The organism is Exiguobacterium mexicanum (genome assembly GCF_005960665.1).
Taxonomy (GTDB): domain Bacteria; phylum Bacillota; class Bacilli; order Exiguobacteriales; family Exiguobacteriaceae; genus Exiguobacterium; species Exiguobacterium mexicanum_A.
This window is the reverse complement of sequence record NZ_CP040676.1, coordinates 404019-429170: the sequence shown is the minus strand read 5'-3', so window position 1 is coordinate 429170 and position 25152 is coordinate 404019. Positions and strand designations below refer to the sequence as shown.

Annotated in this window: 25 protein-coding genes and 1 pseudogene; 12 read left to right on the top strand and 14 right to left on the bottom strand. The window is 54.5% G+C overall.

What is annotated here, in order from left to right; genetic code table 11:
* Positions 1-188 precede the first annotated feature (188 nt).
* Positions 189-1709, bottom strand: a complete 1521-nt coding sequence (locus FED52_RS02705) for an FAD-dependent oxidoreductase (protein ID WP_138858841.1) — start codon at positions 1707-1709, stop codon at positions 189-191.
* A gap of 93 nt (positions 1710-1802) precedes the next feature.
* On the bottom strand, positions 1803-2198 hold the full coding sequence (locus FED52_RS02700) for a hypothetical protein (protein ID WP_138858840.1): 396 nt from the start codon (positions 2196-2198) through the stop codon (positions 1803-1805).
* A gap of 200 nt (positions 2199-2398) precedes the next feature.
* Here FED52_RS02700 and FED52_RS02695 point away from each other — a divergent pair, with 200 nt between their 5' ends.
* Positions 2399-3280, top strand: coding sequence for a manganese catalase (locus FED52_RS02695; protein ID WP_138858839.1), 882 nt, complete (start codon positions 2399-2401; stop codon positions 3278-3280).
* 28 nt (positions 3281-3308) lie between these two features.
* On the opposite strand, the gene FED52_RS02690 is transcribed toward FED52_RS02695, so the two are convergent.
* Positions 3309-4157, bottom strand: coding sequence for a MurR/RpiR family transcriptional regulator (locus FED52_RS02690; protein WP_138858838.1), 849 nt, complete (start codon positions 4155-4157; stop codon positions 3309-3311).
* Between the two features lie 208 nt (positions 4158-4365).
* Between FED52_RS02690 and FED52_RS02685 the strand changes: the two genes are divergently transcribed.
* From FED52_RS02685 to gntK, 4 genes are all read left to right on the top strand, one after another.
* Positions 4366-6792: an EAL domain-containing protein gene (locus FED52_RS02685; protein WP_276610417.1), complete on the top strand. Its 2427-nt coding sequence runs from the start codon at positions 4366-4368 to the stop codon at positions 6790-6792.
* A gap of 137 nt (positions 6793-6929) precedes the next feature.
* Complete coding sequence (gene gnd, locus FED52_RS02680) at positions 6930-7814, top strand: phosphogluconate dehydrogenase (NAD(+)-dependent, decarboxylating) (protein ID WP_138858836.1); 885 nt, start codon at positions 6930-6932, stop codon at positions 7812-7814.
* 83 nt (positions 7815-7897) lie between these two features.
* Positions 7898-9241 carry a GntT/GntP/DsdX family permease gene (locus FED52_RS02675; protein WP_138858835.1) on the top strand — a complete coding sequence of 448 codons (1344 nt, stop codon included), beginning with the start codon at positions 7898-7900 and terminating at the stop codon, positions 9239-9241.
* Between the two features lie 17 nt (positions 9242-9258).
* The gene (gntK, locus tag FED52_RS02670; RefSeq protein WP_138858834.1) at positions 9259-10758 is read left to right on the top strand and encodes a gluconokinase; all 1500 of its coding nucleotides are present in this window, start codon (positions 9259-9261) and stop codon (positions 10756-10758) included.
* Between the two features lie 36 nt (positions 10759-10794).
* On the opposite strand, the gene FED52_RS02665 is transcribed toward gntK, so the two are convergent.
* Positions 10795-11313, bottom strand: coding sequence for a dihydrofolate reductase family protein (locus FED52_RS02665; RefSeq protein WP_138858833.1), 519 nt, complete (start codon positions 11311-11313; stop codon positions 10795-10797).
* A 75-nt stretch (positions 11314-11388) separates the two neighbouring features.
* Between FED52_RS02665 and FED52_RS02660 the strand changes: the two genes are divergently transcribed.
* Both FED52_RS02660 and FED52_RS02655 read left to right on the top strand, forming a co-directional pair.
* Positions 11389-12279 (top strand): helix-turn-helix transcriptional regulator, encoded by an 891-nt coding sequence (locus FED52_RS02660; RefSeq protein ID WP_240731293.1) that lies wholly within the window; start codon positions 11389-11391, stop codon positions 12277-12279.
* 84 nt (positions 12280-12363) lie between these two features.
* Positions 12364-12633, top strand: coding sequence for a hypothetical protein (locus FED52_RS02655; protein WP_034779086.1), 270 nt, complete (start codon positions 12364-12366; stop codon positions 12631-12633).
* Between the two features lie 50 nt (positions 12634-12683).
* Here the strand turns inward: FED52_RS02655 and FED52_RS02650 are convergent, their stop codons facing one another.
* Together FED52_RS02650 and FED52_RS02645 are read right to left on the bottom strand one after the other, a co-directional pair.
* Positions 12684-13991, bottom strand: a complete 1308-nt coding sequence (locus FED52_RS02650) for a PTS transporter subunit EIIC (protein WP_240731292.1) — start codon at positions 13989-13991, stop codon at positions 12684-12686.
* A gap of 79 nt (positions 13992-14070) precedes the next feature.
* Positions 14071-15420: a 6-phospho-alpha-glucosidase gene (locus tag FED52_RS02645; protein WP_138858830.1), complete on the bottom strand. Its 1350-nt coding sequence runs from the start codon at positions 15418-15420 to the stop codon at positions 14071-14073.
* Between the two features lie 146 nt (positions 15421-15566).
* On the opposite strand from FED52_RS02645, the gene FED52_RS02640 reads away from it, so the two are divergent.
* A complete protein-coding gene (locus tag FED52_RS02640) occupies positions 15567-16286 on the top strand; it encodes a GntR family transcriptional regulator (RefSeq protein WP_138858829.1) in 720 nt (239 codons plus the stop codon).
* Positions 16287-16323: 37 nt separating this feature from the next.
* On the opposite strand, the pseudogene FED52_RS02635 reads toward FED52_RS02640, so the two are convergent.
* Positions 16324-16461, bottom strand: a pseudogene (locus FED52_RS02635) (Lrp/AsnC ligand binding domain-containing protein); the annotation flags it as partial.
* 188 nt (positions 16462-16649) lie between these two features.
* On the opposite strand from FED52_RS02635, the gene FED52_RS02630 reads away from it, so the two are divergent.
* A complete protein-coding gene (locus FED52_RS02630) occupies positions 16650-17111 on the top strand; it encodes a GNAT family N-acetyltransferase (protein ID WP_138860263.1) in 462 nt (153 codons plus the stop codon).
* Positions 17112-17248: 137 nt separating this feature from the next.
* A complete protein-coding gene (locus FED52_RS02625) occupies positions 17249-17965 on the top strand; it encodes a polysaccharide deacetylase family protein (RefSeq protein WP_138858827.1) in 717 nt (238 codons plus the stop codon).
* Between the two features lie 35 nt (positions 17966-18000).
* Here FED52_RS02625 and FED52_RS02620 read toward each other — a convergent pair whose 3' ends face one another.
* Positions 18001-18399 (bottom strand): cytidine deaminase, encoded by a 399-nt coding sequence (locus FED52_RS02620; RefSeq protein WP_021066236.1) that lies wholly within the window; start codon positions 18397-18399, stop codon positions 18001-18003.
* A 122-nt stretch (positions 18400-18521) separates the two neighbouring features.
* Positions 18522-19079: a TetR/AcrR family transcriptional regulator gene (locus tag FED52_RS02615; protein WP_138860262.1), complete on the bottom strand. Its 558-nt coding sequence runs from the start codon at positions 19077-19079 to the stop codon at positions 18522-18524.
* Between the two features lie 138 nt (positions 19080-19217).
* Here FED52_RS02615 and FED52_RS02610 point away from each other — a divergent pair, with 138 nt between their 5' ends.
* On the top strand, positions 19218-19967 hold the full coding sequence (locus FED52_RS02610) for an SDR family oxidoreductase (protein ID WP_138858826.1): 750 nt from the start codon (positions 19218-19220) through the stop codon (positions 19965-19967).
* 46 nt (positions 19968-20013) lie between these two features.
* Here FED52_RS02610 and FED52_RS02605 read toward each other — a convergent pair whose 3' ends face one another.
* From FED52_RS02605 to FED52_RS02590, 4 genes are all read right to left on the bottom strand, one after another.
* A complete protein-coding gene (locus tag FED52_RS02605; protein ID WP_138858825.1) occupies positions 20014-21045 on the bottom strand; it encodes a FecCD family ABC transporter permease in 1032 nt (343 codons plus the stop codon).
* The gene (locus FED52_RS02600) at positions 21042-22055 is read right to left on the bottom strand and encodes a FecCD family ABC transporter permease (protein ID WP_138858824.1); all 1014 of its coding nucleotides are present in this window, start codon (positions 22053-22055) and stop codon (positions 21042-21044) included. The genes FED52_RS02605 and FED52_RS02600 overlap by 4 nt, the downstream gene beginning before the upstream one ends.
* Positions 22056-22065: 10 nt before the next feature.
* Positions 22066-23100 carry an iron-siderophore ABC transporter substrate-binding protein gene (locus FED52_RS02595; protein WP_138858823.1) on the bottom strand — a complete coding sequence of 345 codons (1035 nt, stop codon included), beginning with the start codon at positions 23098-23100 and terminating at the stop codon, positions 22066-22068.
* Positions 23101-23266: 166 nt separating this feature from the next.
* The gene (locus FED52_RS02590) at positions 23267-23860 is read right to left on the bottom strand and encodes an FMN-binding negative transcriptional regulator (RefSeq protein WP_138858822.1); all 594 of its coding nucleotides are present in this window, start codon (positions 23858-23860) and stop codon (positions 23267-23269) included.
* A 107-nt stretch (positions 23861-23967) separates the two neighbouring features.
* Between FED52_RS02590 and FED52_RS02585 the strand changes: the two genes are divergently transcribed.
* The gene (locus tag FED52_RS02585; protein ID WP_138858821.1) at positions 23968-24654 is read left to right on the top strand and encodes a haloacid dehalogenase type II; all 687 of its coding nucleotides are present in this window, start codon (positions 23968-23970) and stop codon (positions 24652-24654) included.
* Here the strand turns inward: FED52_RS02585 and FED52_RS02580 are convergent.
* Positions 24629-25150 carry a spermidine/spermine N(1)-acetyltransferase gene (locus FED52_RS02580; RefSeq protein ID WP_138858820.1) on the bottom strand — a complete coding sequence of 174 codons (522 nt, stop codon included), beginning with the start codon at positions 25148-25150 and terminating at the stop codon, positions 24629-24631. The genes FED52_RS02585 and FED52_RS02580 overlap by 26 nt on opposite strands.
* Between the last annotated feature and the right edge of the window lie 2 nt (positions 25151-25152).

The following is a 25152-nucleotide window of genomic DNA, read 5'->3' as shown; positions in this document are numbered from 1 at the left end:
CATAGACCAACTTTCCCTCGTCTTACTAAATAAAACGAGATTTTTTTCCAGCTTTATCGCGGTAAAATGTTGATATTTCGTATCTCATTCTCAAACTCTAAATAAACCAGCACTCCCCCCATTGCGGACAGGAAACGCTGGCATTTGGTTTGAACCCATTGTTTTTTAAAAACATTTACAACTTGATTTCATATTTTGGGTGGAAGCGACTTAACTGCCGGCCCTTCGATGACTTCGCCATTTGGTTTAAAGCGCGAACCGTGACATGGACAGTCCCATGAGCGCTCGGCTTGGTTCCAGTTGACAGTGCAACCCATATGCGTACAGGCCGACCCGACCATTGAGATGTGGCCATCCGGGTCGCGATAAGCGGCGACATGTTCGCCGTTATGTTTGACGATAGCTCCCTCGTCTAGACCGAGTTCGTCCACTTGTTTATCTGTCGGTTTCAATTTACCTTTGACGAGCTCCTTGGCCACATCGGCATTCGTCTTGATGAAGCGGGCCGCGTCGGCAAGTTTCCATTTCGACCGGGTTGGATCATACAGCTCCTCATAGCGGTTCGGTTGGTTCGTGATCAAGTCGGCGATAAGGCGTGCCGCGACGATTCCTTGGCTCATCCCCCATTTTGAGAAGCCGGTCGCAACGAAAACATGCGGCGTATCGTTCGTCATCCGCCCGATATACGGCACTTTGTCGAGAGTGATCAAATCTTGGGCTGACCAATGGTGGGTAAACGTCTCGGCACCGAAATGACGTGTCCCGAAGTTGCCGAGTTCCTCATAGCAGGCCAGCGTCTCTGCTTTATGACCTGTCAAATGGTTCTCGCCACCGAACATGGCCATCTTCTTTCCATTAGCGAGCTTCACATGACGGACGGAACGGCTCGGCTTGTCGACGCTGATGAACATGCCTTCCGGGAACGTCTCAACTTCAGACGAGACGACATACGAGCGTTCCACTTCCATTTTTGAAAAATACAGTCCTTTGAAGTCGTTGAACGGGAAATGGGTCGTGACGACGACGTCTTGCGCCTCGATGCAGTGACCCGTGATCGTGTCGAGCCGATGCGGTGTGCCGTATTCAATGCCGGTCACCCGCGTCATTTCATACAGCGTCCCCCCGAGCTCGAGGAAGCGGTCCATCAGCCCTTGTAAGTATTTGACCGGATGGAACTGGAGCTGGTCGCGCATGACGGTCGCCTTCTTCACCTCATATGGCAACAGACCATTCACTTCATCTGTCGCATCGCCTCCGTCAATGCCTAGCTTCTCATACGCCTCCTCTTCCTTCTCGAGAAGTTTCGCCGAGCTCGAAGACGAGAGGGCATACATATAGGCGTGTTGCCGCTCGAGGTCACAGTCGATGCCGAGCGTGTCAATTTGGTTCTCGAGGAAACGGAGCGCTTCCATATTGGCCTCGTAATAGAGCCGCGCATTTTCCTCACCGAGTGACTTGATGAGTTCGGTATAGACGACACCGTGCTGGGCTGAGACTTTGGCCGTCGTATATCCGGTCGTGCCGGTCGCGAAACGGGCCGCTTCGACCAAGACGACCTGCTTCCCTCGTTCAGCCAATTTCAGGGCAGTTAGTACGCCGACAATTCCTGCTCCGACCACAGCGACCTCGGTCTGAATATCTTCATTGAGCGGGTTCACTGTCTTCACGACGACGTCGCGCCAATACGATTTCGGAAAATCTTGTAACATATGTGTCCCTCCTTTTTAGCAATCAGCGACAGTTTCGAATGCATGGGTGAATTACCCTTCATTCGTCAAGGAGAAACAAAAAAGAGACCTGAGTCAGGTCTCTTGGTCGGCCGGGATGACCACCTCATCGAATTGTTGATCGCGACAGAGCGTGATTGCCTGCATCGCAAGTTGATAATCTGGTTCCGGTAATGTGATCAGTTCCGTCGGTAACACCCATTCCTTATTGTTATACAGATGAATGACGAGTTTGACGAGGATGAAATCCTGCTTCTCGAACGTGTTGTCATCGATGATGGTCGCCGTACTGATTTTGCCGTCCGCAAGGTCCATATACGGCAACAACAGATTCCGTACCCGCTCATTCCCGGCAATCACGTACAGGGCGGAAAAATATTCTTTCTTGACGTCGCCGGGATTGTTGAGACGCTGTGCCAACTGTTTGAACACGTCGTAGTGTTCGGGCGTCAAGAATTCAAGGTTGTTCATAGCAGTCGTTCCTCTCTGTTTAGACAAAAATCAATCTGTTACTATTAATTCCACGCTTTGATCAATTGTAACCCTCAGATGATACCCATACCCCTACTTGTATTTGGAGATCTTTTTTAAAATCAGGTTTGATAACTATTGATAGTGGAACTATACCTTTGTCGTGCATTTACCACTTGTTCAAACAAAGGAGGAATTCTATGTTTCGCCATCAGAAGGAATTGCAGTTTGAAGTGAACGTCGATCGTCCGGATCCACAGCTCGCCCGTCAAATTCAAGAAGTGCTCGGCGGTCAATTCGGGGAAATGACCGTTATGATGCAGTACTTGTTCCAAGGCTTCAACTGTCGTGGGGAAGAGAAGTATAAGGACATGCTCATGGACATCGGGACCGAGGAGATCGGGCACGTCGAGATGCTGTGCGCCCTCATCTCACAACTGCTCGACGGGGCGTCACCGGATGATCAGGCCGAAGCGGCCAAAGACCCGGCGACAGCGGCCATCCTTGGCGGGATGAACCCGCAGCATTTAATTGTCAGCGGGCTCGGCGGACTGCCGACGAATTCGAATGGGGTGCCGTGGAACGGTTCGTATATCGTCGCGAGTGGAAACTTGCTCGCCGACATGCGCTCGAACTTACATGCCGAGACGCAAGGACGACTTCAAGTCGCCCGTCTCTACCATATGACGAAAGACGAAGGCGTCCGCAAAGTTTTCCGCAAGATGCTCGCCCGTGACCGTTATCACCAATATCAGTGGCTGGCGGCAATCGATGAACTCGAACAGAAAAACGGAGCCATCGTACCAGCGAGCTTCCCGGCGAAAGATGAATTAGAGGCTGAACCACACGGTCTCGAATTCTGGGACTTATCCGAAGGTAACGAATCGAGTCAAGGCAAATGGGCGACAGGTAGCGCGCCAGACGGTGCCGGCGATTTCGTCTATTTAAGTGATCCGGCCCCGCAAGGCCAGAAGCCGGTCATGAAAATTCCGGATAACACACTCCATCACGATTTGGAGGCCCCGGCGGGTGGTGTCGAGAAAGTGGTCAAAAAAGTCGCGGATCAAATCAAACGGAAATGAAGAAAGGCTGGCCCGAGGGTCAGCCTTTTCACATGCGCCGAAGCGAGATGGCCTCGCGCATCTTTTGGAGCGATTCTCTACCCTCTTCCCCACGACGCATCATGACGACGGTGAACAAGGCGTCAATCAGACTGAGCTCGGCGATGCGTGAGGCGAGCGCCTCAGAGCGGAACTCGGTCTCTTGCGACACGGTATACAGGGCGACGTCACACAGCTTCGAGAGCGGGGACTTCGCATAGTTGGTGATGGCGACGGTCGGGACGCCGCGCTCGTTCAGCACTTTCGCGACGTCGAGCGTGTCTTTCGAGGCACCCGAATGCGAGATGAGGACGGCGACGTCGTCGTTCGTCAGTTGCGACGCCGACATGAGCTGCATGTGCGACTCCAAGTTTGCCGTGACGAACAGTCCGCTCCGGACGAACTTGTGATACGCATCGAGTGCGATGACGGCCGAGCCCCCGCTGCCGAAGAACTCGATGCGGCGCGCCGACAACAACAGCGTGACGGCCTTGTCGAGCGACGTCGCGTCCAAAATCTGTCGCGTCGCTTCGAGCGTCTTCACGTTCGACGTGAAAATCTTCTCTGCGATCTCAAGCGGCGTGTCCTCGTTCGAGATGTCCTCATGGATGTCTTGGAGCGGTGCGACGACGTCGGTGGCGAGCGCGATTTTCAGCGCCTGATAGCCTTTGAAGCCGACGCGCTGACAGAAACGGAACACGGTCGACTCGGCGACGTCGAGGTCGTCGGCGACTTGATTGATCGTATGGTGAATGATGCGTTCAGGCTGCTTCAAGATATAATCGGCAATGCGTTGCTCTTTCTTGCCGAGTGTTGTATAGGCACCACGGATGCGGGCCAGGCCATTCATCGATTCCATATGTCTCACCCTTTTTCTTTTTACGATACCGTTTCGAAAAAAAATCCGCAATCAAAGACTGATCGTTCCTTCGGACAATGTGCCAAACTATTGACCCACCGGGGAAAATATTCCCTTCACGTCAAGACAAATATGCTATGCTAGGAAAGCTCATTTTTGAGAAACTGTCCGTTTTCGTCCATTTGTCCCGATATTATTAAAGAAAGGTTTGGTCCCCATCGAACACCATCTCCATAGTACATACAGTCTTCCCCTCGTCTTGTTATCCATCGCCGTCGCCGTCTTCTCGGCCTTCGTCTCGCTCGATATTAGCAGTCGGCTCAAATATGCCGAACGAGTCTCGCACATCCGTTGGGTGAGCGCCGGAGCCCTCAGTCTCGGGCTCGGCATTTGGGCGATGCATTTCATCGGGATGTTGGCATTCCATTTAGAGGCCGACGTATCCTACCATATCGGTATCGTCATCGCCTCGATCATTCCAGCCATCATCTCGTCCGGGTTCGCCTTCTATATCGTCAGCCGACAGACGGCGCGACCGCGCGATCTCGTCATCAGCGCCGTCTTCATCAGCATCGGCATCGTGTCGATGCATTACGTCGGCATGGAAGCGATGCAGATGAACGCCGTGTTGACGTACGACCCGGTCATGTGGCTGTTATCGGCCGTCGTCGCGTTCATTGCCTCGCTCGTCGGGCTGTATCTCTTGTTCTCGCTCCCGGACGTGTCACGATTCCACTGGCGGAGACTCGTCTGCTCGCTCTTGATTGGGCTCGCCGTCTCGGGGATGCATTATATCGGCATGGGCGCGGCCGAATTCACCCCGTTCGCGACGCCTCAAGCATTGACCGGCTTCTCGATGGACAGCACGCTCCTCGCCTTCTGGATCGGCGGCAGTGTCACGACGCTGTTCGTGCTCATGCTGATCTCGCTTCGCAATGAGAAGCAACTCGAGCGTCAGTCCATCGAACTCGAAACGAAGTTCCAGTCCGTCATCGAGTCGGCGAACGATGCCATCATCGTCGCAGATGCCGAACGTCGCATCGTGCAATGGAACCACGGGGCCGAGCGCCTATTCGGATATACGGCAAGCGAGGTGCTCGGGGAATCGATCACGCTCATCATGCCCGAGCGCTTTAAAGTCGCACACGAACAAGGCATGAAACGCTATCGCGAGACGCGTGAAGCAAACGTCATCGGCCGTACGGTCGAGCTCGTCGGCTTGCGAAAAGACGGGACCGAGTTCCCGTTCGAAATGTCGCTCGGGACGTGGGAGACGGAGGCGGGTCTCTTCTTTAGCAGCATCATCCGCGATATTAGTGAACGGAAACAAATCGAAGAACAAATTAACGACCTCGTCTATTTGGACACGTTGACCGGCCTGCCGAACCGACGTCTGTTCAATGACCGGCTCGACGCCTTGCTTTCCCAAGGCAGCGAGTCGACGTTCTCGTTGTTCTATATCGATCTCGACAACTTCAAGGTCATCAACGACCGATTCGGCCACTCATCAGGCGACGTCTTCTTGCGCCAAGTGACGGACCGGCTGTTGACGACGATCAATAAGAGCGACACGCTCGCCCGTCTCGGCGGGGACGAGTTCGTCATCCTGTCGCCGAACACCGGCAGCAACTTAGCCGCCCACCGCGCCCAACAGATTACGAACGCGTTGAACCAACCGTTCTTGCTCGAAAGTGAGGACGTGTTCACGAGCCTATCGATTGGCATCAGCCTCTATCCGTCCGACGGGCGGACGGCCGATGACTTGTTGAAGAACGCCGACATCGCCATGTATCGGGCGAAAGAGGACGGCAAGAACGGCTTCCAGTTCTTCACGAAAGACATGAACGAGTCTGTCGCGCGCAAGTCACAGCTCGCGATGGCGCTCCGGAAAGGCATCGGCCGCGGCGAGTTCTCGATTCATTATCAGCCGCAAGTGCATCTCGAGACCGAGGTGCTCATCGGTGTCGAGGCGCTCGTGCGTTGGACACATCCCGAGCTCGGCATGATTTCCCCGGCCGAGTTCATCCCGATCGCCGAGGAGACCGGCAGCATTCATCGTCTCGGCGAGTACGTCTTGAACGAGGCGTGCCGGCAGAACAAGGCGTGGCAGGATGCGGGCGTCGAACCATTCCGCGTCGCCGTCAACATCTCGGCGCTCCAGTTCGCGCAAAAAGATTTGCCGGACATTGTCAGCCAGGCGCTCGAGGCGAGCGGGCTCGCACCGGAATACCTCGAGCTCGAGTTGACCGAGACCGTCATCCAGAGCGCGCAAAGTGCCATCGAGACGATGGAGGAACTCGTCGCCCTTGGCGTCCACTTGTCGATTGACGACTTTGGCACCGGCTACTCGTCTCTCAGCTACTTGAAGCTGTTCCCGATCGACACGCTGAAAATCGACCAACACTTCACGAAAAACATCGAGACGGATTCGAAGGACGCCGCCCTCGTCAAGACGATCATCCGAATGGCGCACGAGCTCGGGCTGAACGTCATCGCCGAAGGTGTCGAGACGAAAGCACAAGTCGCCTTCCTCAAGGCCGAGGATTGCAACCAGGCGCAAGGCTACTATTACAACAAGCCGATGCCCGCCGAAGATCTTGACTCGTTCCTGTATCCATATAAGAAAAGTGTCTGACCCTCGTCCCGCCTACTCGTTAGGTCGGGACGCTTTTTTTGTTATTCGAAAAAAATTCCGTCATTCGACTTGTAAATCGAATTTAATTTGATATTATAGTGGAGAGATGGAAAAAAATTCGATTTAGAGGTGACGATATGCAAATCGGTTTGATTGGATTAGGCAAGATGGGATACAACTTGGCGCTCAACTTGAGCGACCACGGTCACAACGTCGTCGGGACGGACGCCGGGAACGTCGAGGCGACATCGAAGTTTGAGATCGTGCCGACGCTTGAGGACGTCGTCAACTCGCTCGAGACACCACGCGTCGTCTGGGCGATGGTGCCGGCCGGTGACATCACTGAGGCCGTACTGGCAGAACTGCTTGAAAAACTCGAACCGGGTGACATCGTCATCGATGGCGGCAACTCGAACTACAAGTTATCGGTCGCACGCGCCGAACAGTTCAGTGCCAAAGGCATCGCCTTCTTCGACTGCGGGACGAGCGGCGGCACGGAAGGTGCCCGCAACGGCGCCTGCACGATGGTCGGCGGAGACGCCGACGCCTGGCCGACGATCGAGCCGATCTTCAAAGACCTCTCGGTCGAGAACGGCTACTTGTATACGGGACCGGCCGGCAGCGGCCACTTCCTGAAGATGATCCACAACGGCATCGAGTACGGCATGATGCAGGCGATCGCCGAAGGGTTCGACATCTTGGAGAAGAGCCCGTTTGATTATGATTACGAGCAAGTCGCCCGCGTCTGGAACCACGGATCAGTCGTCCGCTCATGGCTCATGGAGTTGACGGAAAACGCGTTCTCAAAAGACGCGAAACTCGATGACATCCGCGGCGTCATGCATTCCTCAGGGGAAGGAAAATGGACGGTCGAGACGGCGCTCGAGTTGCAGGCGGCGGCCCCGGTCATCGCCATGTCACTTATGATGCGCTATCGCTCACTCGAGGAAGACACGTTCTCGGGGAAAGTCGTCGCGGCGCTCCGTAACGAGTTCGGGGGCCACGCGGTCGTCAAGAAATAACCGCAAGGAAAAGGTCAGGGGTGGCCTTTTCCTTTGTAAATATTTGTAAACGGTTACACGTAAAATAAAGGGGGAACTACATAATGTCTGGCTCTACGCTTATACTTATCGCAGTCGCAGGGATTTTCTTGCTCTTATTCTTGGTCATGCGGACGAAGCTTCACGCGTTCGTCTCACTTCTCCTCGTCAGTCTACTCGTCGGGATCGCGGCCGGCATGCCGCTCGGGGACGTCATCGCCTCGATTCAGAACGGGATGGGCGGCACGCTCGGCTTCGTCGCCGTCGTCGTCGGTCTCGGCGCCATGTTCGGGAAGATGTTAGAAGTATCGGGTGGCGCGGAACGCCTCGCCCAGACGCTCGTCAATAAGTTCGGCGAAGACAAGGCGCAATGGGCGCTCGCCATCACCGGCTTCATCGTCGCCGTGCCGGTCTTCTTCGACGTCGGTTTCATCATTCTCGTGCCGATTGTCTACGGTCTCGCCAAAAAGACGGGCCGCTCGCTCCTCTACTACGGGATCCCGCTGCTTGCAGGTCTCGCTGTCACGCACAGTTTCATCCCGCCGACACCAGGTCCGATTGCCGTCGCCAACTTGATTGGGGCCGAGCTCGGCTGGGTCATCTTATTCGGGGTCATCGCCGGGATTCCGGCAGCGATTTTGGCCGGTCCGGTTTTCGGAAAATATATCGCGAACAAGATTCAAGTCAACATTCCAGACTATATGGAATTCGAAGAGATCGACACGTCGAAAGAGTTGCCTAGCTTCAAGATGATCGTCTCGCTCATCTCGATCCCGCTCGTCTTGATCCTCGCGAACACGTTGTCAGCCGTCTTATTAGAAGAAGGAAACAGCATCCGCACGTTCTTCACGTTCATGGGTCACCCGTTCGTCGCCTTGACGCTCGCGACGTTGCTCACGTTCATCTTCCTCGGCACACGCCGCGGCTATACGCGTGACGAAGTGCAAGAGATTGCGACGAAAGCGCTCGAACCGGCCGGGATCATCATCCTCGTCACCGGTGCCGGTGGCGTGTTCAAACAAGTGTTAATCGACTCAGGTGTCGGTGACGTACTCGGGGAAATGATGGCCGGGTCACCGCTGCCGGCGATCGTGCTCGCCTTCTTGATCGCGACCGTCGTCCGTGTCGCCCAAGGTTCGGCGACCGTCTCGATGGTCACGGCGGCAGGACTCATCACGCCGCTTCTCGAAATCCAGAATATCACCGGTGCCGCGCTCGGCCTCATCGTCATCTCGATCGCCTCTGGGGCGACGGTGTTGTCTCACGTCAACGACTCGGGCTTCTGGCTCGTCAACCGCTACTTCGGTTTGGATGTGAAAGACACGCTGAAGTCGTGGACCGTCATGGAAACGATTATCGGATTGACCGGCTTCGCGGTCGTCTTCTTGATCAGCTTGTTCATTATTTAAGTTAGGAAGTGATGTGTGTGTACACGATTGGCGTCGATATCGGGACGACGAGCACGAAAGCCGTCCTGTTTCATAACCAGCAACAACTCGCGGTACATAACGTGTTGTACCCGCTCCTCACCCCGGACACGGAGACGGCCGAGCAAGACCCGGTCGTCATCTACGGGGCCGTGCTCGAGGCGATTTCCGCCGTCCGTGCCAAAGCCGACGGTCCGGTCCGCTTCGCTTCGTTCAGTTCGGCGATGCACAGCCTGATCGCCCTCGATGCGTCGGGTCGCCCGCTCACCCACAGCATCACGTGGGCCGACAGCCGGGCCAACCCGTATACGCAAGAAATCAAACGCGACTTCGACGCGAGCGCGCTCCATATGCGCACCGGCACACCGGTCCATCCGATGGCGCCCCTATCGAAGCTGCGTTGGTTAAAAGCCGAGCATCCGGACGTGTTCGATCAGGCAACCAAGTTCGTCTCGATTAAAGAGTATGTTTTCTATCGCCTGACCGGTCGTTTCGTCATCGACCACTCGATCGCATCAGCGACCGGGCTGTTCAATTTGAAAGAATGCGACTGGGATCCGGAGGCGCTCGACGTCGCCGGAGTCACGCCCGAGCAACTGTCCGAGCTCGTGCCGACGACCGAAATTTTAACGCTTAAATCGGATGTTGTTGAAACGCTTGGCTGGGACTTCCCACTCGTCATCGGGGCTAGTGACGGAGTGTTGTCGAACCTTGGTGTCGGGGCGTTCGAACAAGGCGTCGTCGCCGTCACGATCGGGACGAGCGGTGCCATCCGCACGGTCGTCCGGAAACCGGTCGAGGACCCGAAAGGTCGCATCTTCTGTTACGCTTTGACCGACAAGCATTGGGTCATCGGCGGACCGGTCAATAACGGCGGCATCATCCTACGCTGGCTCCGCGACGAGTTCGCGGCGAGCGAGGTCGAGACAGCGAAACGGCTCGGCATGGACGCCTATGACGTATTGACGCGCATCGCCGAGACGGTCAAACCGGGCTCAGACGGACTCCTGTTCCATCCGTATTTGATGGGGGAACGGGCGCCGCTCTGGGACTCGAACGCACGCGGTTCGTTCTTCGGCCTCAGCATCCACCATAAGCGCGAGCACTTCATCCGCTCGGTGTTGGAAGGCGTCATCTTCAACTTGTATACGGTCATGCTGGCGCTCGACGAATTGACGGGCGCACCGAATCGGATTCACGCGACGGGCGGGTTCGCCCAGTCGAGCCTGTGGCGCCAGATGATGGCCGACATCTTCGATACGCCGGTCGTCGTGCCGGAGAGCCATGAAAGCTCATGTCTTGGGGCGGTCATGCTCGGAGAGTATGCGTTCGGCGATATCGACGACTTCACGGCCGTGCCGCAAGTGACGCATGAACATGCACCCAATCATGAAGCGACCACGATTTACCGGGAGTTGCTACCGATTTATATCCGACTCTCGCGTCATCTCGCGGAAGAGTATGAAGCGATTGCCGCGTTCCAACGGAAGCATGTATGAGAAAAGACCAAGTTCATTGCGAACTTGGTCTTTCGTTTATCGCTCGTACGTCACCATGACGAACTGTCCGGACGTGCGTTGACTCGTCAGTTTCAACTTCGTCTCTTTCGTGCCTTCCGGGAAGAGTGGAATCCCTTCACCTAATACGACCGGAGCGATCGCGATTTCATAGCTGTCAATCAAGTCATGCTCCATCGCGGCTTTGATGACCTCGCCTCCCCCGACGAGCCAAATGTCCCCGTCGACGTCTTGTTTCAACCGTTCGATTAGCTGCTCAATCAGCTCGTCCGTGAATGTGACGTGCTCGGCTTCTCGGTCCGGGTTCCGCGTCAGAATATAGTTCGGGATGTTTGCGTACGGGTAATGATTGTCCTCGAGCCGGAGCACTTCCTCGTACGTCTTACGTCCCATGATGACCGCACCGACCGTTTGGAAGAAGTCGGCGTAGCCGTTGTCCCCTTCCCCCTCGACCGCGAACAACCAGTCGAGTTGATCGTTCGTGCGCGCAATTTTTCCATCTAAACTTGTCGCGATATATAAGACGACGTTTGCCATGATGAATTCCTCCTTGATTCGTGATACATTCAGCTTACTTGATAAACACGACAAAACATGACGGGAATGAATGAGATGAAAAAACGACATTTGCACTTGATTCGACTATTGAACCGGGGTCGACGGTTCACAGCGGATGAACTTGCTCTTGAAACGGGTGCCTCGGTCCGGACGATTCAGCGCGATATGCTGACGCTCGAGGAACTCGGCTATCCGATTTGGAGCGTCTCCGGCACGGGCGGCGGTTATGAGATGTTGCCGAACCGCCTGCTTCCCCCGCTCCAGCTCCGGGAACAGGAAGCGGTCGCGCTCTACCTCACCCTCAAATGGATGAAACAGATTCCAGACGTGCCGTTCGGGGACATGAGGGACACGCTGTCAGACTGGTACGTGAATGAATTGCCGCACGACCTCGAGACGAAAATCGCACAGCTCGAAAAGAACATCCTTTGGCTCGGGAATAAGACCGTCCCACCGGCGCCGTTCACGAAAGACGTGTTTCAAGCGGTCGAGCAACGACGCAACATTGAGGTGACGTACGCGACGACGAAAGGCAGCCGCACGTTCACCGTCGCCCCGGTCGGGATGGCGCTCCTCGATTCGAAATGGTATGTGTATGGTCTCTCGGAATACGGGCTACGCCAATATCGGATTGACCGGATTGAAGCGCTGCGCCTGCTCGATGAGACGTTCGAAGCGGACGATTTGGCGACGCTGCTCGAGGCGAGTGACGACCGAAGCGGCGGGACCGTCCGGCTCAACATCACCCCGCTCGGCCGCCGTCTGCTTGAAGACGTATTACCCGATATCGCTGAAAAGAATGAGTGGGACGTACCGGAAGCCGAGTTGCCTTTCTTGTCGCGGCAATTGCTCGCGGCCGGGGCGGAAGTCGAGGTAGTCGAGCCGACTGAACTGCGGGAGATGATGCGAGAGCAGGCGGAGCGGTTATGGAACCGGTATCGTTAATCAAATCGATGCTTTGTCCTCATGTAAGAATTGTCTTTACATAGTAATATGACTCCATATTGCTACATGTAAAGGAGCGTTCGCATGACCAAGCTATCGTTTTCAAAATTATTTGTCTCAATCAGTGTCATCTCATTGTTCGCTATCATGGTGTACCTTAACGTCTCGACGCTCGAACTGAACGAGACGATCGGTTCAGGGCTGTTCTACTTGAAAGGCTATTATGAGGAAGGCAACATGATCGTCACCGAGCAAGGGATTGGCGTCATCACGCTGCCGCTCGCTATCGGTCTCGTCGCTTCGACACTCATCAAAGGCGCTCAATTTTATCGTGCCTCGTCGGTTACGAACTAACCTTCTCATCTCGGACAAAGAGCCCAACCGTAAATCGGTTGAGCTCTTTTTCAATTCGCTTGGTCCATCTCTTTATGCAGTTTGAGCAGCTCATTCTTGTACAAATCCGAGCGTCCTCCAAAGATGGCCTGGATGTTATTTTTCACTTTCACGACCCCGGCTGCCCCGAGTGCCTTCAACTCGTCCTCATCGATTTGGGACACATCTTTCAATTCGACACGGAGACGTGTGAAACAGGCATCGATATCGATGATGTTGTCACGGCCACCGAGCGCCTCTTGAATGGCAAGTGCCGTCGTTTGGATTGATGTCTTTCCTGATTTCTTTTCATTGTAGTCTTTGCGGGTAAACAGTTTCGTCTCTTGTCCCCCTCGGCCCGGCGTCGCCAAGTTCCATTTTTTAATCGCGAACGTGAAGATGCCGTAATAGACGAAGAAGAATCCGGCCCCAACGACGAGGTTCATCCACCAGCGCGGCGTCCCTGGCAACACATTCACCAAGACATAGTCAATCAATCCCGAGCCACCGGCCCAGCCGATATGGGCGTCAAGAGCGTACATGAGCGCAAACGACACCCCTGTCAACACACTATGCACGACGTAAAGAAGTGGTGCAATGAATAAGAACGTGAACTCGATCGGTTCGGTGATCCCGGTCAAGAACGCCGTCCCTGCGGCTGCGAGCAAGAGGCCACGCACGACGGGACGCTTGTCCGGGTCGGCCTGACGGTACATGGCGAACGCCGCTCCAAGAAGACCGAACATGACGATCGGGAACTTGCCGGCCATAAAGCGTCCGGCCGTCACGTCGACACCTTCTGCGATTTGAGCGAGGAAAATATATTGGTCCCCGCTCACAATCGAACCGCCAACCGTCGCCGTGCCGCCAAGTGACGTCCATAAGAACGGTGCGTACCAGATGTGATGTAATCCGGTCGGAATCAATAACCGTTCGAGCATTCCGTATAACCCGACGTAAGCCGGATTCGTCGCATTACTCGCGATGACATTCGCCATCGCTGTGAGGCCGGTCTGAATCGGCGGCCAAATGAGCATCATAAAGAACCCGAGCAAGATGGAGAAGAATACCATGACGATACCGACCGAACGATCTCCGGCGAAAAAGCCGAGCATCTCTGGCGGGTTGAACGTGTGGAATTTTTTATACACCCAGACCGCAAGCAAGCCGACCGCGATCCCATCGAGCACACCCGTCTCAAGTGACGGGATACCAAGCAACATGCCGTACTCCCCGCTCTCAGCCGCCATTTCCGGTGTGATCCCAATGGCAATCGAAATCGTCGTGGCGCGACTGGTACCATGAGCGCCTTCCCGAATTTTTGAAATACCCCGAACCATTGACTCATTTGAGTCACTCCTCATGTGTAAGCGTTATCAATTATCAAAACGAACAAAGGGGAATAACTCCCCTTCGTCTTTAGCGTGCGACCGTCTCCCGTTGTTTGAGGGCCGGCCAATAGTTTTCGTTCTCGTTAATCAAATCGTCAAGGATTTGACGGGCGACCGGCGCATCGACGACGGTCCGGTTGAGCGTGAGTGCCTGGAGTGCCTTTTCATAGCTGTTCTCGAAATAGGCGTCGACGACGAGCTGTTCGTAGGCGAGCTGTCCTTCAATCATCCCTTTGTAGAAGCGAGGAATGTGTCCGACAGCGAACGGCTTCGGTCCACGGTTCGTGAGCATCGCCGGCACTTCGACCATCGCATCATCCGGCAAGTTAGCGATGATGCCGTCGTTCTTCACCATGACAATGAAGATATCGCCATTGTTGTAGGCGAGTGACGCTGCGACGCGAATCATGTAGCAACCGTGGATGTCGACTTCAAGATGCACGTTCTCTAGCGAGTCGTCAGCGATGATTTGATCGCACGTCGAGAAGACACGTTGTTGGCGGCCGTTGATGACTTGACGGGCCCGCGTGTTCTCCACGTCTTCCTTCTCCACCATGTCGGACGGATACAAATAATACTGAAGGTACGTGTTCGGCAAGTATTCCGGGAAGTCGGTGAGCATCTTCTCGACTTGCTTGAACGTCTTGATCCAAGATGGGTCGTTTGCGATCTCTGAGTCTTCTGGGATAAACCCGTCCTCTAAGATGGCGCGCTTGATGTCTTCCGTCAACTCATTGCCTTCTTTGTCATAGATGCCTGTGAACCAACCGAAGTGGTTGAGGCCGAAGTATTCCGGCACGAGATCCCAAATCTCTTTGCCGAGAATCTTCGCGTAGCTCACCATGATTGCGGCCGGCATATCACAGATATTCAAAATCTTTTTGTCATTCGGGTAGGCACGCTTCAACGCCTCGGCGACGATTGCGGCCGGGTTCGTATAATTTAAGATCCAGCCGCCCGGTGAGCCTTGGCGGATGTCTGCGACGAGATCAATCATGTCCCCGATCGACCGCATCCCGTACGACATCCCGCCCGGTCCACACGTCTCTTGTCCAACCACGCCGTGACGGAGCGGAATCTGTTCATCTTTCTCGCGCATCTCCAGGCCGCCCGTTCGAATTTGAACGAAGAAGAAGTCCTTGTCGCGGAAGGCGTATTCTTTGTCCGTCGTATACTCGAACAGCTCGAGCTCTGGGTAATGCTCACGCAAGATGATTTCAGTCGCTTTGGCGACACGCTCCTGGCGCTCACCATCCGTATCGTAAAACGTGATGGAACGTAGTGGGAAGTGACCCTTCTCTTCGATCAAGCTCATAATCATACCGATTGTGTACGTGCTGCCGCCACCGACGACGACGAGGCGTTGTCCTTGTTTCATGTGTGCGTTCCCCTTTCGAATACATATCTAATTGATTACAATACAAATTTAATACATATTATTTTAAACGTCAACAATATTTTTGAAAACATTTTGCTTTGTGTATACTAGAAGTATGAATTCAGGTCGAAATCGGAGGGTCAGTCATGAAAGCAAATTCACCGCTCTACCAACAAGTCGCCCACAAAATGCGCACGTTTATCGAGTCCGGCACGTGGGCGCCCGGTGAGGCGATCCCGACCGAGGCTCAACTCGTCGAAGAGTTCAGCGTCAGTCGAGTGACTGTCCGCCAGGCGGTCAAATTGCTCCAAGAGGAAGGTCTCTTATGGAAACGACAGGGCAGCGGCACATACGTCCAGTCCGAAAAGATTGAACACAACATGTACGAATTAAAAAGCTTCACCGAAGACATGAAACGAGAAGGGAAAGAAGTGACGAACAAAGTGCTCACCTTCACGTTGCAGCCACCGAGTGAGAAAGTGCGAGAGGCACTCGAACTCGAAGATGGCGAGCTCGTCTTCTACGTGAGACGCCAACGATTCGCAGACGGCGAACCGCTCATCGTCGAGGACACATACTTGCCGCTAAAGCTGTTCCCTGACTTGACGTACGAAGTGATGTCGCAATCGAAGTACGCCTATATCGAAGACGTCAAACAGTTCAAGATTGCGGACAGCGTCCAAGAGTTCATCCCGGTGCTCCCGACAAAAGAGATTGCCGAGATGCTCGGAGTGAGTGAACGAACGCCCGTACTCAAAGTCGAACTCTATTCGTTTCTTATGGATGGCAGTCGGTTTGAGTTCACAGAAACGTATTTCAAGAGTGAAGAATACCGCTTCATCATCCGCGCCGGACGAAGACATTAAAAAGGACCTGTGAATCAAACGATTCACAGGTCCTTCGTCAGTTAATGACAATCGACAACTTATAATTGACGTACTTACTGAGCCCGTCCAAAAAGGCGTTCAGCTCTTGGTTCGACGGGAATCGGCATTCCAAGACGTAACAGCCGTCCCCGCTCACCTTGTAGTTATTGCGGACGTGCGGACCGTGAGTACAGTTTGATATAACCAAGACGAGCCAAGCGCATCAGCCAAAAGTCATCCCTGTCAAACAAAGGATTTTTTGTTTTAATCAGGAGTCGTCGATCGGAGCACCCTACCTTCTCCTCGGCATCCTGTGTAAACTTAATATACGCTTAACAGGAGGTAAAATATCTAGTGAAACTAATGACAACCCGCTGCCTCATCCGACCGTTCGAGCAACGTGACATCGAACCGTTCATGACATATCGCAACGACTTGGAATGGATGCAACACCAATCCTTCAAAGGATTGACTTACGAAGAATATGAACGCTCTTTATTCGGCAACCCTTCCATTACTCAAGGCATGCAACTCGCCATCATCAATCAGGAAACGAATGAATTGATTGGCGATTTGTATGTGCAACAAGACGGGACGACGTATTGGATCGGCTATACGATTTCACCCCGACACGCGCGCCAAGGCTATGCGTCCGAGGTCGTATCCGGATTGATTCGTCATTTGTCCGACCAAGGGGCCGAGACAATCAAAGCCTGTGCACTTGCAACGAACGAGGCGTCAATCGCCCTCTTAAAAAAGTTGAACTTTGAGTACCTTGTGACTGAGGACGACGAACAGATTTATGCACTTGATGTAGCGAAATGAACCGACTCACACCCCCGTCCCTGATTTTCAATTTCAGGGGCATTTTTTTGCTTCATCTTTGACTCCTTTTTATGGTAATCTATGCTTCATACCGATGCCATGTCACCCGTTTTTTGCCTCGAGGGAGTTTTGTTTGGATGATGAAACGTGTCATTTTGCTCATGTCGATTTTTTTGTTGATCAGCTCCCTGTCACAGGCAGCGATTCCGAAACCGAAAGCTTATAACGACCGCAGCCTCATCTATTTGACGCTCGATGACGGGCCGAATCGGAAGACGGGGGCGCTGCTTGACGTCTTGAAGAAACATCGGGTGAAGACAACCTTCTTCATTCTTGGGAAGAATATCAAGGGCAATGAGCACCTCATCCGACGCATCGTCGCCGAAGGCCATCTCATCGCCTTGCACGGGATGACCCACGTGCGCGAGGAGTTTTATGCGTCACCAATAACGGCCGTGCGTCAAATGAAGGACGTGCAACGTCTCATTTATGAAGTGACAGGCATTCATACGAATATGGCTCGTACGATTTACGGTAGTGACGCAGGCATGACGCCTGCGCACTGGCAAGCGATGGACGAGGCCGGTTTCGAGATTTGGGACTGGAACGTCGGCAGTCTCGATCACATCTATAAGAAAGACAACGCGCCAATCGAGCAGCGTGTGTTCAATCGGCTCGAGGCGAACTATGAAATGAATATCGCCTCGATCATCTTGGCACACGATCACTCGATGACACCGCAAGCGCTCGATACGATTATCCGTTATGCGAAAGAACGCGACTATGAGTTCCGGACGTTAGAAGGGGTGCACCCCGCGTACAACTTTTTCAACCCGTGGGAACCGAATGAATGAAAAATGCTGAGTCCCTGTGGACCCAGCATTTTTGTTTACATCTCTAACTCTGTGAATGCGAGCGGGACGAGCTCTTCCAGCGTCACTTCTTTCACGTCGGCGTTGCCGTTCGTGAGCAACACTTTGAAGTCCGGGTCGCCGAACTCGACGAGCACTTGGCGGCAGATACTGCATGGCGGCAAGAAGTCGACCGTGTCACCTGACACCGCGACGGCTTCGAAGTCACCTTTTTTATAACCTTGCGCGACCGCTGTGAAGATGGCCGTGCGCTCGGCACAGTTCGTCGCACCGAACGAGACGTTCTCGACGTTGACGCCGTCGATGACCGTTCCGTCCTTCATGAGAAGCGCCGCTCCGACGCGGAAGTTTGAATACGGCGAGTAGGCGTTCTCTTTCACTTGGCGGGCACGCTCGACTAATTGTTGTTGGTTCATGGGATCATTGTCCTCTCTGACTCGAAATGAACTGATACCAGTTCCCGGCCTCTCTTTTTTGGGCAGGATTTTTAGCATACACCGCCACCTATCACCACGTCAACGACTTTTTGATGACGCTTTCACTTTAGTCGCAAAATTCTTGCCAGCTGTTCGTTCATCTCATTCGGTTCAACTGTAAAATCACGTTCGGCCCAATGGATGATCATCCCGACGATAGCGTTCGCTTGATACGAACAGAACAACTCATGGTCAATCTCGTCTTGCTTGTGCGCCGCCGTGTCGCGGAGGAGCAACTTGCGCACCTCGTCGAACAGCATGTAATAATAGGCGAGCGGCACATTTTTCGAGAAGACGATGCGATAGAAGTCGACGTACGTCTGGACGTGATGAAAGATACGGATTGTCGACGGTTCAAGCTCATGCGGATTGAGCAGCTTCACATGACGATACGGCTCCTCATACGACTTGGCGAGGTCGGCCGTGATCTCTTGGAAGTACTCCTCAAACACGTCCTCGACCCGGGCATAGTGCAAATAAAACGTGCCTCGATTGATATTTGCCACACGACAAAGTTCCGAAATCGTCACTTGTTCGAGTCGCCGATTCTTCAATAATTCGACGAGCGCCTCATGGAGCGCTCGTTTTGTTTTGATAACACGCAAGTCGGGCTTCATGATTCGCACATTCCTCTCAACAGTTATGGCCTAAAGTGTTGATTACTCAACAGAACGTCTCTTTTTTGATGATTGTAAGCGTTTTCTAAAATTCATTATAATAATTATTGAACACATGTACAATAAAAGGAGGAGTCAGTTATGCGGTTATCGGGGAAAGTGGCGATTGTCACAGGTGCAGCATCAGGAATGGGGAAAGCAATCGCGGAACTATATGCGAAGGAAGGAGCCCGCGTCGTCGTCTCGGATATGAATCTCGACGGAGCGCAGGCCGTCGTCGAGGGGATTTCGGGCGAGGCGTTCGCGATCCAGACGGACGTCACGTCCGAAGAAGCGTTGCAGCAGTTGTTCGACGAGACGATGAAGACGTTCGGTCAAGTCGACATCCTCGTCAACAACGCCGGCATCATGGACGGGATGGAGCCAGTCGGTGAGATCTCGAACGACCGTTGGGAGAAAATCTTTGCCGTCAACACGGTGTCGGTCATGAAATCGATGCGCATCGCCGTCGACTTGTTCACGAAGCAAGGGCACGGCGTCATCGTCAACAACATCTCGGCCGGGGGCTTGTATGGGGCTCGAGCCGGTGCGGCCTATACGGCGTCGAAACACGCTGTCGTCGGATTGACGAAGAACACGGCGTTCATGTATGCCGACCAAAACATCCGTTGTAACGGGATCGCGCCGGGCGCGGTCGCGACGAACATCGGCTCGACGATGACGAACATGAGCCAGGCCGGGTTCGGTCGCCAGCAACTTGGGATGGCCATCAACCCACGCATCGGACAACCAGAAGAGATTGCTCAGCTCGCCCTCTTCCTCGGCTCGGACGAATCGAGTTTCATCAACGGTCAAGTCGTCGCCATCGACGGCGGTTGGACCGCCTACTAATCAAAAAAATGAGCCACATCCGACGCCGGATATGGCTCATTTCTCGTTATAGCTCCCCTCTCCGGTTCATCCGGATCAAGAGATAAATCAAATACGGCGCCCCGACCATGCCGGTGATGACACCGACCGGGTAGCGGGCCGTGAAGGCGAACTGACCGATGAGATCGGCCGCGAGCACCAAGATGACCCCGACGAGTGCCGCCGGGATGATCGTCGAACGACCGTCCCCGACGAGCCGCTTCGCGATTGGTCCCGCCAGGAACGCGACGAAGGCAATCGGTCCGGTCGTCGCCGTCGCGAGTGCGAGCATGAGCACCGAGGCGACAATGAGCAGCACGCGCGTCTGGTTCGTCTTGACACCGAGCGACGTCGCCGTCATCTCCCCGAGCTCTAAAATCTGCAACTGTCGACTGAGCCGGAGGATGACCGGGAGGCAGAGCGCGACCGCGATCATGAGCGGCGGGAGCGTCTCCATCTTCACCCCGTTCAAGCTGCCGCTCAACCAGCGCATCGCCGTCCCGACATCGTTTTGGCGGCTGATGAGCAACAAATAGTTGATGACCGCCGTCAGCATCGCTTGAATCCCGATGCCGACTAAGACGAGCCGGCCGATCGAGAAGGCGGCGCCTTTCGACAAGAAGTAGATGGTGAGGACGGTCAACAGCCCGCCGATGATCGAGATGATGGAGACGAACGTATCGCTCGCCTGTAAGACGACGATGCCGAACACGGCTGCCGCACTCGAACCGGTCGTGATGCCGATGACGTTCGGGTTGGCGAGCGGGTTACGAAGCATCGTCTGGAACACCGTCCCGGCGATCCCGAACGCGAGTCCGGCGAAGACGCCGGCGAGCATGCGCGGCAGACGGATCGTGCCGACGGCAAACGAGGCGCCCGGTACTTGTTCCCCGAACAAGACACGGACGACGTCCGCGACCGGATAAATCGTGTTGCCGAGCATGAGCATCGTCGCGCTCAACGTAAGGGCCAGCGCGAACAAGACGAGCGTCACGAAGACGGTCCGTTGCCGACGCTTGCGACTGTTATGGATGATGGGTTGAATCGATTGGTTCGTCATACGCCACGCACCTTCACTTTCATCGTCAACGCGATCAAAATCGGGGCTCCGACGAACGCCGTGACGATTCCGACTTCGAGTTCCCCGGGACTACCGAGCAACCGTCCTGCCACGTCAGCAAACGTCAATAAAATCGCGCCGGTGAGTGCCGACATCGGGATGATATACCGTTCATCTGCTCCGATGACCAAGCGGACGAGGTGCGGCGCGAGTAAACCGATAAAACCGATCGGTCCAGCCAGTGCCGTCGCCGCCCCGCACAAGATGACACCTGCGAACGAGGCGATCCCTTTCAACGTGCCGATGCGGACACCGAGACCCGTGGCGAGCTCTTCCCCGAGCGCCAAGATGTTGAGGGACGGTGCCGCCAAGATGGCGATGACGATACCGCCGATAAAGAACGGCAGGAACGTCATAATCGAATCCATCGTCCCGGCCCCGACGCTACCGACTTGCCAGAACCGGAACTGGTCCATGACGTTCGAGCGCGGAATCATGATGGCCATGACGAGTGACGACAAGGCCGCACTCGTCGCCGCGCCTGCCAAGACGAGCTTGAGCGGCGTCGAACCGCCCCGCCCGAGCGACCCGATCCCGAACACGAACGCCGCCGTCAAGAGCGCGCCGGCGAGCGCGAACCAGATATAGTCGCTCGCGGTCGAGATGTTGAAGAAGGCAATCCCGACGACAACGAACAGCGCCGCTCCCGTGTTGACCCCGAGAATGCTCGGGTCGGCGATCGGGTTGCGCGTCACCGACTGCATCAATGCGCCTGAGACACCGAGTGCCGCCCCGCACATGAAACTGAACACCGTCCGAACGACCCGCTGCCGGACGATATCCGCTTCATACGACTGAACAGCCGGACGGAATAAACCGTCAAGCAGTTCATCCCATCCGACTGTCCGTGAGCCGAAAGCAAGCGAAGCGAGCATACAGACGACGAGCAGGACGAGCGCCCCTGCGAGGAGGAGCCCGAACCGTTTCGGCGTGTGTAACTTCTTCGGCATATTCATTTGATTACTCGACTTTCGCGAGTGCTTCTGACACGAGTTTCACGTAGTCGTCAATCGTGTATTCGATCGAGAGTGGTGATGGTGTCCCAGCAGCCGCGAGCGGCGTGTTATCTTCGATCATGACGACCGAACCGCGTTTGATGGCCGGCACTTTGCTGTAGAGCGGGTCAGCTTGAAGTGCTTTCAACGTCTCTTCGTTCCCGTAGGCGACGAAGATGTCGACGTCGTTCAAGATGTCAGCGTTCTCTGAGCTAAGCTCGAGGTAGAAGCTGTTTTCATCTTTGATTTGGCTCGTGATGTTCTCAGGGTACTCCATGCCGAGCTCTTCGATGAAGGCACCGCGTGGGTCACCCGTCGTGTAGATGTAGAACTTCGAGAGGTCGTCCGGGCTGAGCGCGACGAATGCCGCTTTCTTCCCTTTCATCTCCGGTACTTCAGCTGCCTTGTCGGCGATGAGTTTCTCTGTGTCTTCGATCAACTGTTTGCCTTCTTCTTCCATGCCCATGGCCATTGAGTCGTAACGAACCGTGTCCTGCCATGATGACACCCAAGGCGTCTCTTGGTATGCGACGACCGGTGCGATCTCTGTCAACGTGTCGTAATCTTCTTGCGTGATGCCTGAGTAGGCAGCAAGAATGACGTCCGGCTGTGAGTCGGCGATCGCTTCGAAGTCGAGACCGTCCGTGTCTTGATAGATGTTCGGGTTTTCTTCACCGAGGTCTTTCAACTTGTCAGCCGTCCACGGCAACATGCCGCTGCCGTCTTGGACACCGTAGTTCGCAGCCGAGAAACCGACTGGTACGACGTCGAGCGCGAGCGCCACGTCTTGGTTCGACCAACCGACCGTTGCGACACGTTCTGGCTTCTTGTCGATGACCGTCTCGCCTAACGCGTGTTTGATTGTGATTGGATAGCCTTCTGCCGTTTCAGCAGATTCATCTGTCGTGGCTGCATCTTCATTGTTCGCGCCGCATCCTGCGAGCACGAGCACGAAAGCAGACATGATGATGAACATATGTAGCAGTTTCTTATAGTTCATGTTCGAATCCCCTTTTTTCTGTATGACAACGTTTTACGCCGACATTGATAATCATTATCATTTATGAGTATAGGATGAATCCGGGAGCGCTGTCAATCTGAACTTCAAGATATTCGAGGAAAAATAGAAACAGCCCGCGTCTCTCATTCGATGAGAGACACAGGCTTCAACGGTTGCGCCGCATCACATCCGCCATTGGACACCCTGCTTGCTCGAGCTCGGAGACGATGCGTGTATAGTCCGTCTCGTTTCGATTCTGACTCAGCTTGAACGCGGCCTGCATCTCTTCGATGTCGATGCGGAACCCGACGACGCCATATTTCTGTCGCTGCACCGGCTCGGACAATTCCTCCCAGACGACGGCGTGCTCACGGTCCCCTTCATGGTCTTGAAGCAGTCCGGCCAGATCTTCCTCAAGTTGTGTCTCGTTCATAATCGTCGCCTGTCCGTAGGCATGCACCGCCTGATAGTTCCATGTCGAGACGTCCTCATGCCCGTACCACGACGCCGACACATAGGCGTCCGGGCCTTGGACGATCAAGAGGACGGTCTGGTCTTCAATCGTTTGCCACTGTGGATTGTTTTTGGCGATGTGTGTCGTGAACCAGACGTGGCCCTCTTCCTCATGGAAACGGAGTGGCACGTGCGTCGCGATCGGTTTTTGGCCATCATACGTGACGACGGTGCCGAACGGATGCGCCTTCAAGAAATCGTGCACTTCTCTCGGATCGTTCACGGCGTAAAGTTTTGGGACGTACATCGTATTCCTCCTGTCTGGTTCGTTCATCAACTGACTGGCCCTCCCGTATAATTCATGCCAACTAGGGTAAAGAGTAGATGACGCGATTCAACTAAGGAGGGATCTCTATGAAACCGACGATTAAAGCATTCGTGTTCGATGTATATGGGACCTTGTTCGACGTCCATTCCGTCAAGACGGCGTGTGACGAACAGTTCCCCGGAAAAGGTGACCAAATCAGCCAAGCGTGGCGGACGAAACAGCTCGACTACTTCTTTACTCGCCACATCATGGGGCGCTATGAGGACTTCTCCGTCGTCACGCGCGACGCGCTCCGGTATGCGTTGTCGGCGGCCGAAGTGACGTGGACGATCGAGACGGAGGATGCATTGATCGCCACTTACGCCGACCTGTCGCCATATGAAGAGGTTGAAGACGTCTTGCACCAACTTCATCATAAACAGACCATCGTTCTCTCGAACGGGACGGACGCGATGCTCGCGGAACTCATCCAAAACGCCGGTTTCACCGACCTGTTCGACGAACTCGTCAGCATCGACGGCATCAAACAAGCCAAGCCGTCACCGGCCGCCTACATGCACTGGTTCAAGAACAGCGGATTGAAGCGGGACGAGGTGCTGTTCCTATCCTCGAACGGTTGGGACATTGCCGGTGCGAAGAACTTCGGATTCCATACCGCTTGGATCAACCGCGACAGCAAACCAGTCGATATGCCCGACCTGGCCCCTGACGCCGTCTACGAGGACTTGTCAGGCGTACTGGAATGGGTCACGGACGAAGCGGCTTGGCCATAATCAAATCGACTTGAGCGTCGTCACCCATATAAAACGTATGCGCCCCGGTCTGGACGAAGCCGTGCTTTCGGTAAAAGGCGAGTGCCTTATGGTTATGTTCCCACACACCGAGCCAGATTTCACGTTTGTTCAGCTCACCCGCGCACGTGATGGCCTGGTCATACAACGCCTTCCCGACGCCACTACCTTGGAACTTCCGTCGCACATAAATCCGTTCGAGTTCGAACGCCTCTTCGCCCATGGCCTCGGTCTGGGCATTGTTGGCGTTCACTTTTAGATAACCGGCGACTTCCCCGTCAAGTCTGGCGAAGAAGAACTGTGAGTCCGGATTCGAAAGCTCTTTTTTAAGTTGCGCTACGTTGTACGCCCGCTCGAGATACGCGGCCAAATGCGCCGGGTCATTCTCGGCTTCGAACGTCTCCGTGAACGTCTCGATGCTGATGGTGCGAAGTGCGTCAACGTCTTCAATTGTACAAGCTTTGATGGTGATCATGATTG